This is a genomic window from Streptomyces sp. NPDC017991 (assembly GCF_044328075.1).
Taxonomy (GTDB): domain Bacteria; phylum Actinomycetota; class Actinomycetes; order Streptomycetales; family Streptomycetaceae; genus Streptomyces.
The window spans coordinates 157,230-174,702 of record NZ_JBIRGP010000004.1 but is presented as its reverse complement, the minus strand read 5'-3'; the positions used below and the strand labels follow the sequence as shown (position 1 = coordinate 174,702).

Genomic DNA, 17,473 nt, shown 5'->3' with positions numbered 1-17,473 from the left:
GGGCCGCGACAGGCAAACGTTGCCTGCCGCGGTACTAGCCCAGCAGCCTCTCCAGCACCACCGCGATGCCGTCCTCGTCGTTCGACAGGGTCATCTCGTCGGCCACGGCCTTGAGTTCGGTGTGGGCGTTGGCCATCGCCACTCCGTGCGCCGACCACGCGAACATCGGTATGTCGTTCGGCATGTCGCCGAAGGCGATCGTGTCGGCGGCCTTCACGCCCAGGCGGCGGGCCGCCAGGGAGAGCCCTGTGGCCTTGGACAGGCCCAGGGGCAGGATCTCCACGATGCCCTCGCCCGCCATCACGATGTTCACCAGGGAGCCCGCCGCCGCCCGTGCCGCGGACGTCAGCTCGTCGTCGGTGAGACGGGGATGCTGGATGTACATCTTGGTCAGGGGTGCGGCCCACAGCTCGGCCACGTCGGTGAACGGGACGGACTGCAGCAGGCCCTGCACCCGGTAGCCGGGGCCGACCAGGACGTCACCGTCGAGACCGTCGCGGCTCGCGGCGAGGGCCAGCGGGCCGACCTCCGCCTCGATCTTGGCGAGCGCGAGCCCCGCCAGCTGCCGGTCGAGGGTCACCGACGTGAGCAGTCTGTGCGCCCCGGCGTCGTACAGCTGCGCCCCCTGGCCGCACACCGCGAGGCCCTCGTACCCGAGGTCGTCGAGGATGTGCCGGGTCCAGGGCACCGCCCGGCCGGTGACGACGAGGTGCGCGGCACCCGCCACGGTGGCCGCGGCGAGTGCCTCGCGTGTGCGCTCCGAGACCGTGTCGTCGGAGCGCAGCAACGTTCCGTCGAGATCGGTCGCGACAAGCTTGTACGGGAACGCCCCGGACGCCCCGGATACTTCGGCGGCCCCGGTGGACTCGGTGGACTCGGTGGTGCCGGTCACTTGGAGATCGGCTCCAGCAGCTCACGGCCGCCCAGATACGGACGCAGCACCTCGGGCACCCGTACGGAGCCGTCGGCGAGCTGGTGGTTCTCCAGGATCGCCACGATCGTGCGCGGTACGGCGCACAGCGTGCCGTTCAGTGTCGCGAGCGGCTGCACCTTCTTGCCGTCCCGCATACGCACCGACAGCCGGCGGGCCTGGAAGCCGTCGCAGTTCGAGGCCGAGGTCAGTTCGCGGTACTTGCCCTGGGTCGGGATCCACGCCTCGCAGTCGAACTTGCGCGAGGCGGACGAACCCAGGTCGCCCGAGGCCACGTCGATGACCTGGAAGGGCAGCCCGAGGCCGGTCAGCCACTGCTTCTCCCAGTCGAGGAGCCGCTGGTGCTCGTTCTCCGCGTCCGCGGGATCGACGTACGAGAACATCTCGACCTTGTCGAACTGGTGCACGCGGAAGATGCCCCGGGTGTCCTTGCCGTACGTGCCGGCCTCGCGGCGGAAGCACGGCGAGAAGCCCGCGTAGCGCAGCGGCAGCTTGTCCGCGTCGAGGATCTCGTCCATGTGGTACGCCGCGAGCGGGACCTCGGAGGTGCCGACCAGGTAGAAGTCGTCCTTCTCCAGGTGGTACACGTTCTCCGCGGCCTGGCCGAGGAAGCCGGTGCCCTCCATGGCGCGCGGGCGGACCAGCGCCGGGGTCAGCATCGGGATGAAGCCGGCCTCCGTGGCCTGCGTGATCGCCGCGTTGACGAGGGCGAGCTCCAGGAGCGCGCCGACACCCGTCAGGTAGTAGAAGCGCGAGCCGGACACCTTGGCGCCGCGCTCGACGTCGATGGCGCCCAGCGCCTCGCCGAGCTCCAGGTGGTCCTTGGGCTCGAAGCCCTCGGCGCCGAAGTCGCGGATCGTGCCGTGCGTCTCCAGGACGACGAAGTCCTCCTCGCCGCCGACCGGGACGTCGGGGTGTACGAGGTTGCCGAGCTGCTTGAGGAGGCGCTTGGTCTCCTCGTCGGCCTCGTGCTGCGTGGCGTCGGCGGCCTTGACGTCTGCCGCGAGCTTGCCGGCCTTCCGGAGCAGCTCGGCCTTCTCGTCGCCCGAGGCCTTGGGGATGAGCTTGCCGAGCGCCCTCTGCTCGGAGCGCAGCTCGTCGAAGCGGACGCCGGACGACCTGCGCCGCTCGTCGGCGGAGAGGAGGGAGTCGACGAGCGCGACGTCCTCTCCACGGGCACGCTGGGAGGCGCGCACACGGTCGGGGTCCTCACGAAGCAGGCGAAGGTCAATCACCCCACAAGGTTACCGGTGCGGGGTTCCGGGACACGACCCGGTATTCCGATCTGTCGCTTCTGTCATGCTTTGCAATAATTGACGATTCGTTTGGATTGTGCCGATCCGCGTCAATCGAAAAGGGCCCGACTCCCTGGAACGGGGCAGACGGGATGCGGTGGGTTGACTCGATTCCCTTGCGGGACAAGGGACTTGGCAGGGGGTTGTCCACAGGGATCCGCATTCCCGAAAAGTTATCCACAGGCTGTGCGAAAGATCTGTGGACATCGGAAGTGATCGTTCCGAAAGCCGCATCCGGGACGGGGAATTCGCGAGCCAAACCCTCTCTACACCCACGTTCGGGTGGAAATGGTTCCCTCTAAGGGATTGGTCAGGGAAAACAGGTGGACGAAGGGTGACCTGTGAGGCTGTGGACGCAGTGGTGGGTTGTAGGACGATTTGTCGACTGTGTCGCACTTCGTTGTCGACTTGTCCCCAGGTCGAGAAGCAAGCCTGTGGATAACTTTGTGGATGAAGAAAATCTGCAGGTAGGACCGACTCAGAAACGGCCGTCCTGGCAGCGCGCCAGCCAGTCCGAGGCCGCCGCGAACTCGCCGTCCGACGTTCCGGCCCGCGGTGCGCGCATGTCCTTCGGATCGACGTCGGCCTGCGGATAGGACCCGAGGAACCGCACCTTCGGGCAGACCCTCTTGAGCCCCATCAGCGCCTCCGCCACCCGCCGGTCCGCGATGTGCCCCTCCGCGTCGATGGCGAAGCAGTAGTTGCCGATGCCCTCGCCGGTCGGCCGTGACTGCAGGAGCATCAGGTTGACCCCGCGGACCGCGAACTCCTGGAGCAGTTCGAGCAGGGCACCCGGATGGTCGTCGCGCTGCCAGATCACCACGGACGTCTTGTCCGCACCGGTCGGCGCCGCGGGCCGGGCGGGCCGGCCCACCAGGACGAACCGGGTCTGCGCGTTCTCGGCGTCGTGGATCTCGGTCTCCAGGGCCACCAGGCCGTACCGCGCCGCCGCGAACTCGCCCGCGAAGGCCGCGTCGTAACGCCCCTCCTGCACCAGGCGGGCGCCGTCCGCGTTGGAGGCCGCCGACTCCCAGACGACGTCCGGGAGGTGGTCCCTCATCCAGTTGCGCACCTGCGGCTGGGCGGCCGGGTGCGCGCTGACCGTCTTGATGTCGGACAGCTTCGTGCCGGGGCGGACCAGCAGCGCGAAGGTGATCGAGAGAAGCACCTCGCGGTAGATCATCAGCGGCTCGCCGACGGCCAGCTGGTCGATCGTCGTGGTGATGCCGCCCTCCACCGAGTTCTCGATCGGCACGAACGCGGCCTCGACCTCACCGGCCCGGACGGCGTCGAGCGCCGCCGGAACGGACACCATCGGGACGAGCTGCCGGGTGGCCGACTCCGGAAGAGTCCGCAGGGCCACTTCGGTGAAGGTGCCCTCGGGGCCGAGATACGCGTAGCTGGCTGGCATGGCCTCACCCTAATGGGCCTTGCGGAACCGGGCTCACGCTTCCGGAAACGGGCTCACGCTTCCGGAACCACGCCCCAATGAGCGGATCTCAGCCCTCCAGCAACTTCTGCCCCACGTACTCCCCCTCCGCCGCGCCGCCCGGCACCGCGAACAGCCCGCTCGACTCGTGCCGGATGAAGGTGGACAGCGCGTCCCCGCGGTCGAGCTTGCGCTGCACCGGTACGAAGCCGCGCAACGGGTCGGCCTGCCAGCAGACGAAGAGCAGCCCCGCGTCCGGCACCCCGTCCGCGTCGATGCCGTCGTGGAAGGAGAAGGGCCGGCGGAGCATCGCCGCGCCGCCGTTCTCGTCGGGCCGGGTGATCCGGGCGTGCGCGTTGACGGGGACCACCAGCTTGCCGTCGCCGCCGGTCTTCTCCAGATCCATCGCGGTCGTCTCGGTACCGCCGGACAGCGGCGCCCCGTCGGACTTCCGGCGCCCGATCACGTCCTCCTGGTCCGAGACCGAAAGCTTCTCCCAGTCGTCGAGGAGCATGCGGATACGGCGTACGACGGCGTACGAGCCGCCCGCCATCCACGCCGGGTCGCTCGCGTCGGGCACGAAGATCCGCCGGTCGAAGTCGGACTCCGAGGGCTTGGGATTACGGGTGCCGTCGATCTGCCCCATCAGATTGCGGGCCGTCAACGGGCGCGTGGTGGCGCCGGGTGAGCGGTTGAAGCCGTTCATCTGCCAGCGCACCTTGGCCGCCCGGCCCGCGTCCTGCTGGATCGCGCGCAGGGCGTGGAAGGCGACGAGGGAGTCGTTCGCGCCGATCTGCACCCACAGATCGCCGTTGCTGCGGGCCCTGTCGAGATGGTCCGACGAGAAGTCGGGCAGCGGGTCGAGGGCGATCGGGCGCTGCTTCTCCAGTCCCGTACGGGCGAAGAAGCTGTGGCCGAAGCCGAAGGTGACCGTGAGGGAGGAGGGGCCGGCGTCACGCGCCACGTCCGTGTCGTCGTTCGCGGACGCCTCGCCCGCCATCAGCCGCTCGGCGGTCGCCGACCAGCGCCGCAGCAGGGCGGCCGCCTCCTTGCGGCCCGCGCCCGCCGCCAGGTCGAAGGCGACGAGATGGCCCTTGGCCTGCAGGGCGGTCGTGATGCCCGGCTGATGTTTCCCGTGAAACATCACCTCGTCCGCGCCCACCGAGTTGAGGAGCGCGGTCCGGTCGGCGGCGGGCGCGGCGGCGTAACCGGCGGCTCCGCCCGCCGCGCCGAGCGCGAGCCCCGTGGCACCGGCGGTGCCGAGCAGGCGCCGCCGGGAGACGACGCTCTTGGAGGAGCCCTTCGGAACAGGGGGCTTCGGAGTGGACTGTTCAGCCATGGTGTCGTTCAGCCGATCTGCGCGTTCTTGTCCACGGTCACCTGGTCGATGTCGGACGTCCGCACGGTCACCTCGATCTGCCAGCTGCCCGCCATGGGGATCTGCACCCCGCTCGCCGTCCAGTGTCCGGTGGCGATGCGGTCGGGGACCACGGGCAGCGGTCCGATGTCCTTCGCCTTGAGGGTGAAGGCGATCTTGACCTCGGGAATGTCGAAGGCCTTGCCGTTCGGCCGCTCCACGTAGACGTGCATGTCGTTGCCGCCGACGCGGGCCGGGTCCAGTTCGACGCGGGCTATCCCCTTGCCGTCCTGGCCGCCCGTGTCGAACGGGATGTCCAGCGACAGCGCCTCACCGGTCTGCTCCGCGGACGCGGCGGCGGTGGCGGCCTTCGCCTCCTCCTCCGTACGTCCGGGCTCGGTGGACGTGAGCACGGTGGTGACGGCCAGCAGGACGACCGCGACGCCCGCCTCGGCGAGCACCGAGCGGCGCAGGCCCGAGCGGAGCGGGTCGGCGTCGCGCAGGCGCTTGTCGCGCGCGATGGACACCGCGGCCCGCTGCCGGGCCAGCTGGGCTGCCCGCTTGCCGCCACCGCTGCCGCCTGCGCTGCCCGCGGGGACCGTTTCCTTCCCGTCCGGGCCTTCCTCGGATCCGGCGGATGCCGCGGACCCGGCGGACACCTTGGACACCTTGGAGGCCTTGGACGCCTTCGATCCCTCAGAGCTCTTCGGCCCCTTGGACCCCTTGGACCCCTTAGCCCCCTTGGCTCCGGACGATCCGGCCGATCCGTTCGACTTCTTCGATGCCGCGGCCCCGACCGAGGCCTTCACCGGCTCCTTGGCCGGCGTCTGCGCCAGCCGGGCGGTCCAGCGGCGCGAGACATACGCGATGCCGACGAGGACGACCACCAGGCCGACCTTGATCAGCAGCAGCTGCCCGTACCAGGTCCCGGTGAGCGCGGACCACGTGCCGACCTGCCGCCACGACTGGTAGATCCCGGTCACGACCAGCACGGTCACGCTGCCGAACGCGACCTTGGAGAAGCGCTGTACGGCGGACCGTTCGATCGACGGTGCCCGGTAGAGCACCACCAGCAACGTCGACAGCCCGCCGAGCCAGACCGCGACGGCGAGCAGATGCAGCACGTCGGCAGGCATCGCGATCCCCGCCTGGAGACCGGTCGAGGCGTGCTCGGCCATCGCCCACGTCGCGGCGAGACCGGCCGCCACGACGAACCCGCCGATGGCGAGCCCGAAGGTCAGATCGCCCTTCTCCTCCTCGTCCTCGCGCTTCTCGTACGCCCCGAAGAGCACGGCGATGAACAGCGCGGCCGCGGCGAGTAGCAGCAGCCTCGACACCAGGGCGGCGCCCGTCTTGGTCTGCAGCACCTCGCTGAGCAGGTTCAGGTCGAAGACGTCCCCGAACTTCCCCGAGCCGGTGTACGACCCGCGCAGCATCAGCATGGCGAGCGTGGCCCCGGTCAGGGCGAGCCACCCGGAGACCACGAGCCGCTGCACCGCCCGCACACCGGTGCCGCGCTGCCAGCAGGCCAGCACGAAGGCCGAGCCGCCGACGAGCAGGATGAATCCTGCGTACGACACATAGCGCGCGAAGCCGTAGAGGCCGCCCACGAGCCCGCCGCCGGCCTCCTGGTCGGACACGGCGACCGTGGTCGTGGAGGGCGCCCCGATGGAGAAGGTGAAGGCACCGGAGACGGGATGGCTGTCCGCCGACACCACCTGGTAGGTCACGGTGAACGTGCCGTCGGGCAGGCCGGAGTGCAGCTTCACGGCGTACGTGTTGCCGCCCTGCCCGGACGTCTTGCCGGTGTCGACGCGCTTGCCCTTGGGGTCGAGCACGCGCACCGAGCTGTCGGACATCGCGACCTGCTCGGAGAAGGTGAGCGACACCTGGGCGGGGGCCTCGGCGACCACCGCTCCCTGCTGGGGGTCGCTCCCGGTCAGGGCGGCGTGCGCGGAGACGGGCACGGCCCCGGCGAGGAGCGCGCCGGTGACGGCGAGGATCAGCAGCAACAGCGTCCGCACACGGGGAGCGATGGTCTGACTCAACGGTGGTCCCTCCCTCAGTGGTGCGATGTCATGGACAGAGCGGACAGGGCGGGCAGAGCGGGCAGGTGTGAGGCGGACAGGTGCGAGGCGGACGGGCGTGCAACCGAGCGCGCGGACGAATGTGCAGACGAACGTGCAGTCGACTGCGAGGACGATGACGATCTCGTCGCCGCCGACGGCTGGTAGGTGGCGGACTTCACCGGCATCTCGACCTTGATCGGGTCGGACTCGGTGAAGCGCAGTTCCAGGGACACCGTGTCGCCCTCCTTCGGCTTGCGCTTCAGCTTCTCGAACATGAGGTGGTCGCCACCGCTTTCGAGGACGAGCTTGCCGTGGGCGGGGATGCCGAGGTCCTTCACCTGCTCCATCGACTGCCCGACCGTCGTGTGGATGGTGACCTCGCCGGCCACGTCACTGGTGACGGAGGACAGCCGGTCGGCCGCGCCGCCGTCGTTGGCGATGACCAGGAAACCGGCCGCCATGGAGTCCGACACGGGCTGCGGCATGTAGGCGGAGCCCACCGAAAGTCCGCTCCCGTTGCCGCCCGAGCCGCCGGAGTCCGAGTCCCCGCAGCCCGTCAGGATCAGTGCGGCGGTAGCCACGAGGGCCGCCGCGGACGCCGTACGACGGGTCACGGCTTCGCGCCCTTGATCAGCGCGGGGAGGTCCTTGGTGTAGTCGTCGACGGTGGCGTCCTCGCCGTACAGCACGTAGCCGGCGTCGGTCTTCGGGGAGAAGGCGATGACCTGCGTGCCGTGCATGGAGGTGACCTTGCCGTCCTTGCCCTTCGTCGGCGCCTCGATGGAGATGCCCAGCGTCCGGGCGCCCGCCTGAATCGTGTCGAAGGAGCCGGTCAGGCCGACGACGTCCGAGTCGATGCCCTTGAGCCACTTGCCGAGCGCGGCGGGGGTGTCGCGTTCCGGATCGGTGGTGACGAACACGACGCGGAGCGAGTCCTTCTCGGCCTGGGACAGCTTCTTGTCCTGGGCGAGCTGCTTCTTGGCGACGGCGATGTTGTTCATGGTCAGCGGGCAGACGTCGGGGCAGTTGGTGTAGCCGAAGTAGATCAGCGTCGGCTTGCCCGCGGTCGCCTCGCGGAGGTCGTACTTCTTGCCCTGCGTGTCGGTGAGGACGAGGTCCGGCTTCTCGAACGGCTTGTCGAGGACCGTGGCGGCCTTGTCCGAGCCGGTCTCGGTGGACACCTCGGCGACGGCGTTGTCACCGCTCTCGCCACTGCCGCAGGCGGAAAGGGTCAGAGCGGCCGCGGCGAACAGAGCGGCCACGGCGTACGTCTTCTTGCGCATAGTGCATTCTCCTGGGGACTCCGCACCCACGATTTCCTGTGTACGGGCCCCGGCCCCGGCCGGAAACGGACCGGTCGGGGATCGCGGTGAGCGTCCGACGTCGGATCGGTCGGACCGGACCTGCGCGGAGGCCGTACCGGGCCGGCGCGGGCCGGTCCGGACCTGCGCGCAGGTCGTACTGGACTTATGCGTTGGTACGCCGACGGCTGGCGAGAACGCCGAACGCCACGCCCGCCACACCGACGACGATGCCCACGACGCCCAGCACACGGGCGGTGGTGTCGCTGCTGTCGTCGGAGGCGGCCTCGGTGGTCGAGGCGGCGGCCTTGGCGTCGTCGCCCTCCTCCTCGGCGTCGTCGTCGGAGGCGGCGGACCCGTGGTGGTCGTCGGTCGCGGCGGACAGCGCGAGCACCGGAGCGGGCGTCTCGGGCTCCTCCTCGCCCTTCTCCTGCGTCTCGATCCAGCGCACGACCTCGTCGTTGGAGTACGTCTGGATCGCCTTGAACACCAGTTCGTCGGCGTCCTCGGGCAGCGCGCCGATGGAGAGCGGGAACTTCTGGAAGAAGCCGGGCTGGATGCCCTTGCCGTCCGCGGTCCAGGTGACCTTGGTGACGGCCTCGCTGATCTTCTCGCCGTGCAGTTCGAGCGGCTTGTCGAGCTTGGAGGTGGTGACCTTGACGTTCCAGCCGTCGACGGGCTGCGGCATGACCGAGGCGAGCGGGTGGTCGGCCGGGAAGTTGATCTCCAGCTTGGTGGTCGAGGCCTTGTCGCGCTCGTTCGGCACCTTGAAGTTGACCGTCGCGTAACCGCCCTTGGCGGCCGTGCCCTCGGGCTGCACGCTGACGTGCGCGAACGCGGGGCCGGACAGGACGAGGACGGCGGAGGCGGCGACGACACCGGTCGCGGCGATACGAGAAGCCTTCATGGCAGGAAACACTTCGCTTTCAGCACTGGTTCGGTGAAGAACCGTTCGGTGAGGAACTGGGGATTGCGCCCGTGCGGGAGCGGGCACGCGCGCGTGCCGCACGACGGCACCCCCGGAGTGATACGTCCGAAGTGCTGCGTCGTGTCAGGCGGCGAGGGTGAGTGCCTCGCCGGCCGGCGGACCGCGCCGGCTGACCGAGTGCTGAAGAGCGGTCGTACGCGCGACCGGTGGCTCGTAGGCCCAGCTGCGCGGTGCGCCGGGCATCGCCGGGATCACGCCGGGCAGGCCCGACAGCAGGGCCCGTACGAGTGCCAGGGCTCCGCGCAGGGAGACCAGCGGCCCTTCCGCCACTCCGTGCGCCGAGAGCCGCAGGAGGCGCCGCAGGGCGATGTCCCCGCGGCGCAGCAGCCACCCGGCGGCGACCGCGGCGAGAACGTGACCGAGGAGCATCGGCAGTGACGGCAGCACCGACGACGGCGATCCGACGGCGGCCGACATGGCGCCCGCCTGCTCGTGCAGGGCGTGCGAGGTGTCCGCGCCCGCGCCAGCGCCCGTACCGGTGCCGAGTTGGGCGTCGGCGAGGATCCGCTGGGCCTGGGCGGGGCTGAGTGTCGCGACGGACGCGCCGCAGACCAGCCGCGCGGCCCGGGCCACGAGTGAGGCGTCCACACCGGTGGACGCGGTGGAAGCGGTGGAAGCGGTGACCGCCGTGCCGTGCTGTCCGAGTCCGAAGAGCGTGTGCAGCACCGTCTGGCCGGTCGCGAGGAGCACGGTGATGCCCGGCAGTGAGCGCTCGCGCCCGGCGAGCGGCGCCGCGACGGCGAAGACGGCGAGGAAGCCCACCCCGAGCGACCACAGCGGAACCGTCGCGCAGGAGGCGATGGAGTGGCCGGCCGCGGCCAGCACGACACAGACCGCGGTGAACACCGCGGCCCTCAGGACCCGGAGATCACCTCCGGTGCGCGCGCGCTGGTAGGAGGCAGTCATGGCGGGCTCATCATCGCACTGGCCTTACCCGCCCCATACGGCAGGTCCACAAGGTGACGTGCGGACCGGAAGATGGGGTTCTGGTGCCATTCGCCCGCACATGCGTCGGCTGTGTGTCGTCTGCGTGTCGTATACACATCGGCCATACACGGGCAGATGGCCTCGGTACATCCCCCGTATGGGCGTTGTCACGTCGACCGCACGCTTAGTTCCGGGTTCTCCCGGCAATACGTAACGGTATGTCGAGCCGCGGCCAGGAGGCTGGAGCATGAGCATCTGGTGGTCCCTCCATCTCCGGCGTGAGGCGGCGAGTGTTCCGCTCGCCCGGCGCCTGCTGATCGGCACGATGGAGTCCGCGGGGGTGGATCCTGACATCTCCTACGACATCTCCGTCGCGCTGAGCGAGGCCTGCGCCAACGCCGTCGAACACGGGGGCGATACGGACCGGGGCAAGCACACCGAGGCCTACCGGGTCACGGCCTATCTGGACGGCGAGAAGTGCCGTATCGAAGTGACCGACTCCGGCCCGGGGTTCCCGTCGGGACGTGGTCGTGCGCCCCTGCGGCCCTCCCACAGCGACGCGGAGCACGGCCGGGGTCTGTGTCTGATCCAGGAGCTCGCCGACCACGTCCACATCGGCAGTTCCGTCAGGGGCGGGGCCGTGGTCAGCTTCGACAAGATCCTCAAGTGGCGCGAGGGCACGCCGCTGCTGGCGACCTGACGACACGTCCCGGCGTCCCACACGGCGTCCCACACGGCGACTGACCCGGCGACTCACCCAAGCGATTCACTCTGGAGGGCCCTCCCAAGGGCTCTCCCTCCAGGCCCTAAAGAGGGGTGTTTTCCCGCCGATTTCAGCTTCCCCGGCATTCTCAGGGCGCTCACAGCTTTCACCCATGTCCCTGACGGGTGGCCTCCCTAGCTTTTCTGTCATGACGGGAACAAACAAAGGGACGAGCCTCACGCGGCGCCGGGCCCTCGCGGTCACCGGCGGTACGGCCGCGGCCGGTGGTCTCGCGATCGCCGGATACCAGTCCGCCTTCGCCGACGGGACGCCCGCCACGGCCGCGGAGACTGCCACGGAGACGGCCAGCGCGTCGGCCTCGTCGGGCAGCGGCACCTGCGTCCTCATGTCCAGCGTCACCGAAGGCCCGTACTACCTGGACGGCGCCCTCGTGAGGAAGGACATCACCGAGGGCAAGAGCGGTGTCCCGCTGACACTGCGGATCACCGTGCGGGACACCACGGAGTCCTGCGCCCCGGTCGCCGGCGCGGCCGTGGAGATCTGGCACTGCGACGCCTGGGGTTACTACTCCGGCTACACGACGGCCAACCCCGGCGGCTCCGCGCCCGCCGAGAGCGAGGACGGCTCGACCGCCGACGACAAGACCTATCTGCGGAGCTACCAGATCGCGGGCGCCAACGGGGTCGTCAAGTTCCGGACCATCGTCCCCGGCTGGTACACACCGCGGACCTGCCACATCCACGTGAAGGTGCACACCGGCGGCGAGAAGGAGGACGGCACCTACGAGGGCGGCAAGGTCAACTACACCGGCCAGCTCTTCTTCGACGACGACATCGCCGAGCAGATCTTCGAACTGGAGCCCTACTCCGAGCACTCGGGCACCTGGACCAAGCTCGACGACGACATGGTCTACGACGGCGGGGGCGCCTCCAGCGGCCTGCTCACCCTCGAACCCGTGCACAAGAAGGACCCCTCCAAGGGCTACAAGGGGTCCATCACGCTCGGGGTCGACCCGGACGCCGAGAACACCGGCGCGGGCGGCGGCGGCACGCCCCCGAGCGGCGCTCCTGGCGGAGCTTCCAGCGACGCCCCCAGCGACGCCCCGAGCGCGTCGGCCTCCTCCTCCGCCTCCTCCTCGTAAGGGGGCCGCGGGTGATGAGCAGCCGTGCGGACGAGACGCTCGCGCGGGCCGCGGTGACCGCACTCACCGGGCAGCTGGCGCTGGCACCCAAGCCAGGACTGCCCGACCCGCGTGATCTCGGCGTCCGGGTGACCGGTGAGGACCACTGTTCGCTGCGCTGGTCGGCCAAGGCGCTGGAGCCGGGCCTCGCGGCGATGGCCGCCGCCGCCCGCCGTACCGGTTCGGCGACCCCCGGACTGCGGGCGGAGCTCGGTGCGATCGGGCGCTGCACCGAGCACTCGGTGGCCCTGGCGGGCGGCGGGCACCGCGGAGCGCTGTGGGTGCTCGGCCTGCTGGTCGCCGCCGCGGCCCTGGAACCCCGGGCCGGCGGACAGGACCTGACCGCCGCCGCCAAGCGGATCGCGGCCCACTCCGACCGGCGGGCGCCGCGACGGCCCTCCCGCGGTTCGTCGGTCTCCGCGAAGTACGGCGCGGCCGGCGCCCGGGGCGAGGCGAGAGCCGGCTTCCCCCATGTGCGCCGGGCGTTGGACACGCTGGCCGCGGCCCGCACCGCGGGCGTCCCCGAGCCGTACGCGCGGCTCGACGCCCTGCTGACCGTCATGTCGACGCTCCAGGACACCGAGTTGCTGTACACGGCCGGCCCGCACGGGCTGCGGCACGTGCAGGCGGGTGCGCGCGGGGTCGCCGAGGCGGGCGGTACGTCCACCGGGGCGGGCCGCGCGGCCCTGGCGGCCTTCGACGAGGACCTCCACGCGCGCGCGTGGAGCCCCCGCGGAAGCAGCGGGCTGCTCGCGGGGGCCCTGTTCGCGGACTCGCTTCCGGTGGAGGTCGGTTCACCGGCACTGGCCGCTTGAGCGTCGGTTCGGCACCAGGGCTGCTGGGTGGCGCGGCGGCCGGGCTGTCCGTCGGTACGGGGGCCAGGACGCCCGTCGGTGCGGCGACCGGGCCGCTACAGGGCGCGGTAGTCCGGCCGCTCGTCGGCGCCCCGGCCCGGCTCTCCGTCGCCCACCGCACCGCGGGACCCATCGCGTACGAGGCCGTCGGCGTCAGAGCGCCGAGGTGCAGCCAGCCGGGCGTCCCCCCGGCCCACGAGCAGCGCCGTCAGCACCAGCGGGCCCGGCATACGCGCCACCGTCACATCCGTACCGAAGAAGCCCTGGTACTCGCCCACCCGGTCGGGCGGCGCGAGGTCGAAGGAGAGCTGCCAGGCCCCCGCGACTGCTGCATCTCGGCGCCGACCTGGAGCACCGCGCCGACCGCCAGCACCCCGACCGCCGTCCACGGCGAGACCCCGGCCGACAGGGCGAACACCGCGCACGAGACCGCCAGCACGAGCCCCGAACGCCGTATCGCGCGCGTGGCCGCCGCCGGGCCCGTCACACCGCGGAGACAACCCACGTCGAAGCCGCGGTCCGCTCGACGATCCACAGCGGGATGCCCGCCGGGGGCGCGCTTCCGGGGGCGCGGGGAACTGCGCGACCAGCCACGGATCACCCGCGGACGACGAAAATGGCCGGGCACCCCCTCGGTACCCGGCCATTCATGTCACTTGGTGCCACTACACGTGACTGCATGATGTGACTGCATGCCATTGCTTGTCAGCCGACCACAGGTCAGGCCGTGATCGCGGCCATCCACGCCTCGACCTCGTCGGACCTGCGGGGCAGCCCCGCGGACAGGTTCCGGTTGCCGCCCTCCGTGACGAGGATGTCGTCCTCGATCCGGACGCCGATGCCCCGGTACTCCTCCGGCACGGTCAGGTCGTCCGCCTGGAAGTACAGCCCCGGTTCGACGGTGAGGCACATCCCCGGCTCCAGCGTCGCGTCCACGTACGACTCCGTCCGCGCGGCCGCGCAGTCGTGGACGTCCATGCCGAGCATGTGACCGGTACCGTGCAGCGTCCAGCGGCGCTGCAGCCCCAGCTCCAGTACCCGCTCGACCGGGCCCTCGACGAGCCCCCACTCGACCAGCTTCTCGGCCAGCACACGCTGGGCGGCGTCGTGGAAGTCCCGGTACTTGGCACCCGGCTGCACGGCCGCGATGCCGGCCTCCTGGGCCTCGTACACGGCGTCGTAGATCTTCTTCTGGATCTCCGAGTACGTGCCGTTGACCGGCAGGGTGCGTGTGACGTCGGCCGTGTAGAGGGTGTGCGTCTCCACGCCCGCGTCCAGCAGGAGCAGGTCCCCGGAGCGCACCGGGCCGTCGTTGCGCACCCAGTGCAGGGTGCACGCGTGCGGTCCGGCCGCGCAGATCGAGCCGTAGCCGATGTCGTTGCCCTCGACCCGCGCGCGCAGGAAGAACGTGCCCTCGATGTACCGCTCGCTGGTCGCCTCGGCGCGGTCCAGGACCCGTACGACGTCCTCGAAGCCGCGCACGGTCGAGTCGACCGCCTTCTGCAGCTCGCCGGCCTCGAACTCGTCCTTGACCAGCCGGGCCTCGGAGAGGAAGACCCGCAGTTCGGCGTCGCGCTCGGCGGTGACCTTGTCGGTGAGTGCCGCCTCGATCCCGGCGTCGTAACCGCGCACGACCCGGACGGGCCCGGTCGCCTCGCGCAGCCTGTCGGGGAGTTCGCGGACGTCCGAGGCGGGGATGCCGTACAGCTGTTCGGCCTCGGTCAGGGAGTGGCGGCGGCCGACCCACAGCTCGCCCTGGCCGGAGAGCCAGAACTCGCCGTTCTCGCGGTCGGAGCGCGGCAGCAGGTAGATCGTGGCCTTGTGGCCGTCCGCGGCCGGCTCCAGCACGAGGACGCCGTCCTCGGTGAGACTGCCGGTCAGGTACGCGTACTCGACCGAGGCACGGAAGGGGTACTCCGTGTCGTTCGAGCGGGTCTTCAGGTTCCCCGCGGGGACGACCAGGCGCTCGCCCGGGAAGCGCGCGGAGAGCGCGGCACGGCGGGCCGCCGTGTGCGCGGCCTGGGCGATCGGCTGCAGTCCGTGCAGCTCCGTGTCGGCCCACCCGGACTTCATGCTCTCGGCCAGCTCGTCGGACACGCCCGGATACAGGCCGTTCTTGCGCTGCTTGATGGGCTCTTCTTCATCCGCCTGGTCGGCGGCATCTTCAAGCACGGCTTCCGGGGTCTCCGGAATGAGCGCCTCCGACACGATCTGCCTCCTCGATACGACTCTGGACGCTGTCCATCGTACGGTCGTACGGAAGAGCGCCCAGGGCCGGAAGACCCGATGACGCGCGGCTCACACACGGGGCGCGTCGGCCCCCGGAGCGGGCCCGCGCTTCACCGGGACCGGCCCGCGCGGCCGACGCGAAGCCGGATGTGCGGCCCGCGCGGAACCGGACGCGCGGCTTACTCGGAGCGGCCCGCGCCGGACCTGCGGCTCACTCGAAGCGGGCCGCCAGAAGTACCACGTCCTCGTCGCTGTCGGCGTCGTCGAGGCCGTCCGGCAGCATGGTCCGCAGGACGTGGTCGGCGACGGCGCCCGGCTCCGCCCGCAGCGCCCTGGGCACGCTCGCGGCGGCCGCGTGCAGCCGCGAGAAGGCCCGGTCCATGGGATCGCCGGTCCGGTGCAGCAGCCCGTCCGTGTAGAGCAGAACCGTCTCTCCCGCCTCGGCCCGGAACTCCACACCGGGCGCCTCCCAGCAGGCGAGCATCCCCAGGGGCGCCGAGAGCGACGTCTCCACGTACTCGGTGCGCCGCTCGCCGATCACCAGCGGCGGGCTGTGTCCGGCCCCGGCCAGTGTGATCTTGCGCAGAGCCGGCTCGCAGTACGCGAACAGGGCGGTGGCGGAGCGGGCCGGCTCGGTGAGCCGCAGCAGCAGTTCGAGGTCGGACAGGACGGCGACCGGGTCCTCGCCCTCCATCACCGCGTACGCCCGCAGGGAGGCCCGCAACCGGCCCATCGCGGCGACGGCACTGGGGCCGGACCCCGTGACGGACCCGACCGCGAGGCCGAGCGCGGCGTCGGGCAGCGGCAGCGCGTCGTACCAGTCGCCGCCGCCGCGCGGTCCCGTGCCGTGCCGGGCGGCCAGCTTGACCCCGGAGACCCGGGGCAGCCGGGAGGGGAGCAGCTCCTCCGAGATGGTCGTGATGCACGCGCGCGTGCGCTCCAGTTCCACCAGGCGGTCCAGGTGCTCGGCCGCGTACGCCGTGTAGAGGCCGGCCAGGTGGCGCTGCCGCTCGACCGGCTCGGCCGGCTCGTCGTAGAGCCACACGGCGGCGCCCAGCCGGCCTGCCGCGTCCGTGGACAGCGGCAGCGCGTAGCTCGCGGCATAGCCGAGCCGGGCGGCCACCTCGCGGTGCCGTGGGTCGAGCCCGTCCTCGGAGAGCAGGTCGGGCTGGGCGATCTCGCCCTCGCCCCCGGGAAGCCCGTCGAGGATCCTTCCGTACGACATGGAGCTGCGCGGGACGGTCTCGATGTGCCCGAGATCCGCCCGGGCGAGGCCCAGGCCGATCGTGGTGTCCGGGCCGAGGCCGTCGCCCGGTTCCAGCACCACGAGACCGCGCCGGGCGCCCACGAGGGCGGCTCCGGCGCGCAGCAGTTCCTGGAGGGCGTCCGCCAGTGAGGCGGTCCGTGCCAGTCGCTCGGTCAGCTCGTGCAGAGTGGTGAGATCGGACACCCAGCCTGCGAGTCTGTCCTGGAGGACGGCGCCCGGGGCGTGTGGGGAAGTGACCGGTGGGGAACCCGTGGTGGCACGTGTCGGCGCGACAGTGTGTGTGGGTGAGGGAACCGTTGAATCGATTCCGGCCACTTTCGGGAGGTGAGGGGCGTTCATGGTGTCCGGCTTTCCGACCGGTGCGTATTGCTCAATAGCATCGCAAACCCCCATGTCATTCTGCGCCGCTGGCAGTGTCTCCACATGTACACGCACTCGTAAGGGGATGTCCAGCATTGTCCTGCTGGGATTCCTGGTGTCCGTGGGACCGCTACAGAAAGGTAAAGTTGGCTTAAAACTGACTCCAGTCACGGTGTACTGCGGTCGACTGGCCTAGCTCGACAGAGCGTCACAGCGGTCGTGATGGGTACGTACTCGGTGAAAGCCAGGTGTGGTGGGGATCCTCACGGAACCCTTCCGGAACCTGGCGACGGACCCGGGCGTCTTAACCACCGACGACCGTGCCCCATCCTCCCGTGGCGGAGGCGGCGAGATATACGCGGGACAGCAAACGCCAGGCGCCGCCACCCCACGCCATGCCCGTGCTTTAGCCAGACGCAGTATGGACGCGGACGCAACCAACGCTCGGCCCATAGGGGTTCCCCTTGTCTCTGACGAGGGTGTGATGCGCCAGTAGGTACGCACAGTGAAGTGATCGACACATGGTGTGATGTGGTTCCTCGGCGTTCAACGGAAAGGAACGA

15 protein-coding genes and 1 pseudogene are annotated in these 17,473 nt (G+C 70.7%); 3 read left to right on the top strand and 13 right to left on the bottom strand.

Annotation, left to right across the window (positions count from 1 at the left end):
• Positions 1 to 34 precede the first annotated feature (34 nt).
• The 9 genes and pseudogenes from ACH4DZ_RS13500 to ACH4DZ_RS13460 all read right to left on the bottom strand — a co-directional run bounded on the left by ACH4DZ_RS13500 (position 35) and on the right by ACH4DZ_RS13460 (position 10,275).
• A complete protein-coding gene (locus ACH4DZ_RS13500) occupies positions 35 to 892 on the bottom strand; it encodes an HAD family hydrolase (protein ID WP_398287229.1) in 858 nt (285 codons plus the stop codon).
• Complete coding sequence (serS, locus tag ACH4DZ_RS13495) at positions 889 to 2,166, bottom strand: serine--tRNA ligase (protein WP_398287228.1); 1,278 nt, start codon at positions 2,164 to 2,166, stop codon at positions 889 to 891. The genes ACH4DZ_RS13500 and serS overlap by 4 nt, the downstream gene beginning before the upstream one ends.
• A gap of 538 nt (positions 2,167 to 2,704) precedes the next feature.
• A complete protein-coding gene (gene pheA / locus ACH4DZ_RS13490; protein ID WP_398287227.1) occupies positions 2,705 to 3,637 on the bottom strand; it encodes a prephenate dehydratase in 933 nt (310 codons plus the stop codon).
• Between the two features lie 88 nt (positions 3,638 to 3,725).
• The gene (gene efeB / locus ACH4DZ_RS13485; protein WP_398287226.1) at positions 3,726 to 4,994 is read right to left on the bottom strand and encodes an iron uptake transporter deferrochelatase/peroxidase subunit; all 1,269 of its coding nucleotides are present in this window, start codon (positions 4,992 to 4,994) and stop codon (positions 3,726 to 3,728) included.
• A gap of 8 nt (positions 4,995 to 5,002) precedes the next feature.
• Positions 5,003 to 7,060: a copper resistance CopC/CopD family protein gene (locus tag ACH4DZ_RS13480; RefSeq protein ID WP_398287225.1), complete on the bottom strand. Its 2,058-nt coding sequence runs from the start codon at positions 7,058 to 7,060 to the stop codon at positions 5,003 to 5,005.
• Between the two features lie 173 nt (positions 7,061 to 7,233).
• Positions 7,234 to 7,695 (bottom strand): annotated as a pseudogene (locus ACH4DZ_RS13475) (copper chaperone PCu(A)C); the annotation flags it as partial.
• A complete protein-coding gene (locus ACH4DZ_RS13470; protein ID WP_398287224.1) occupies positions 7,692 to 8,363 on the bottom strand; it encodes an SCO family protein in 672 nt (223 codons plus the stop codon). The pseudogene ACH4DZ_RS13475 and the gene ACH4DZ_RS13470, both read right to left, overlap by 4 nt.
• Before the next feature lie 184 nt (positions 8,364 to 8,547).
• Positions 8,548 to 9,288, bottom strand: a complete 741-nt coding sequence (locus tag ACH4DZ_RS13465; protein WP_398287223.1) for a YcnI family protein — start codon at positions 9,286 to 9,288, stop codon at positions 8,548 to 8,550.
• 144 nt (positions 9,289 to 9,432) lie between these two features.
• Complete coding sequence (locus ACH4DZ_RS13460) at positions 9,433 to 10,275, bottom strand: hypothetical protein (RefSeq protein WP_398287222.1); 843 nt, start codon at positions 10,273 to 10,275, stop codon at positions 9,433 to 9,435.
• Between the two features lie 268 nt (positions 10,276 to 10,543).
• On the opposite strand from ACH4DZ_RS13460, the gene ACH4DZ_RS13455 reads away from it, so the two are divergent.
• The 3 genes from ACH4DZ_RS13455 to ACH4DZ_RS13445 all read left to right on the top strand — a co-directional run bounded on the left by ACH4DZ_RS13455 (position 10,544) and on the right by ACH4DZ_RS13445 (position 13,015).
• The gene (locus ACH4DZ_RS13455; RefSeq protein ID WP_398287221.1) at positions 10,544 to 10,996 is read left to right on the top strand and encodes an ATP-binding protein; all 453 of its coding nucleotides are present in this window, start codon (positions 10,544 to 10,546) and stop codon (positions 10,994 to 10,996) included.
• Positions 10,997 to 11,207: 211 nt separating this feature from the next.
• Positions 11,208 to 12,161, top strand: coding sequence for an intradiol ring-cleavage dioxygenase (locus ACH4DZ_RS13450; RefSeq protein ID WP_398287220.1), 954 nt, complete (start codon positions 11,208 to 11,210; stop codon positions 12,159 to 12,161).
• A 14-nt stretch (positions 12,162 to 12,175) separates the two neighbouring features.
• The gene (locus ACH4DZ_RS13445) at positions 12,176 to 13,015 is read left to right on the top strand and encodes a triphosphoribosyl-dephospho-CoA synthase (RefSeq protein WP_398287219.1); all 840 of its coding nucleotides are present in this window, start codon (positions 12,176 to 12,178) and stop codon (positions 13,013 to 13,015) included.
• Positions 13,016 to 13,110: 95 nt separating this feature from the next.
• Here ACH4DZ_RS13445 and ACH4DZ_RS13440 read toward each other — a convergent pair whose 3' ends face one another.
• The 4 genes from ACH4DZ_RS13440 to ACH4DZ_RS13425 all read right to left on the bottom strand — a co-directional run bounded on the left by ACH4DZ_RS13440 (position 13,111) and on the right by ACH4DZ_RS13425 (position 17,006).
• Positions 13,111 to 13,293 carry a hypothetical protein gene (locus tag ACH4DZ_RS13440; protein ID WP_398287218.1) on the bottom strand — a complete coding sequence of 61 codons (183 nt, stop codon included), beginning with the start codon at positions 13,291 to 13,293 and terminating at the stop codon, positions 13,111 to 13,113.
• 2 nt (positions 13,294 to 13,295) lie between these two features.
• Positions 13,296 to 13,541, bottom strand: a complete 246-nt coding sequence (locus tag ACH4DZ_RS13435; RefSeq protein WP_398287217.1) for a hypothetical protein — start codon at positions 13,539 to 13,541, stop codon at positions 13,296 to 13,298.
• Positions 13,542 to 13,774: 233 nt separating this feature from the next.
• Positions 13,775 to 15,262: an aminopeptidase P family protein gene (locus tag ACH4DZ_RS13430; protein ID WP_398287216.1), complete on the bottom strand. Its 1,488-nt coding sequence runs from the start codon at positions 15,260 to 15,262 to the stop codon at positions 13,775 to 13,777.
• Positions 15,263 to 15,494: 232 nt separating this feature from the next.
• A complete protein-coding gene (locus ACH4DZ_RS13425; protein ID WP_398287215.1) occupies positions 15,495 to 17,006 on the bottom strand; it encodes a PP2C family protein-serine/threonine phosphatase in 1,512 nt (503 codons plus the stop codon).
• Between the last annotated feature and the right edge of the window lie 467 nt (positions 17,007 to 17,473).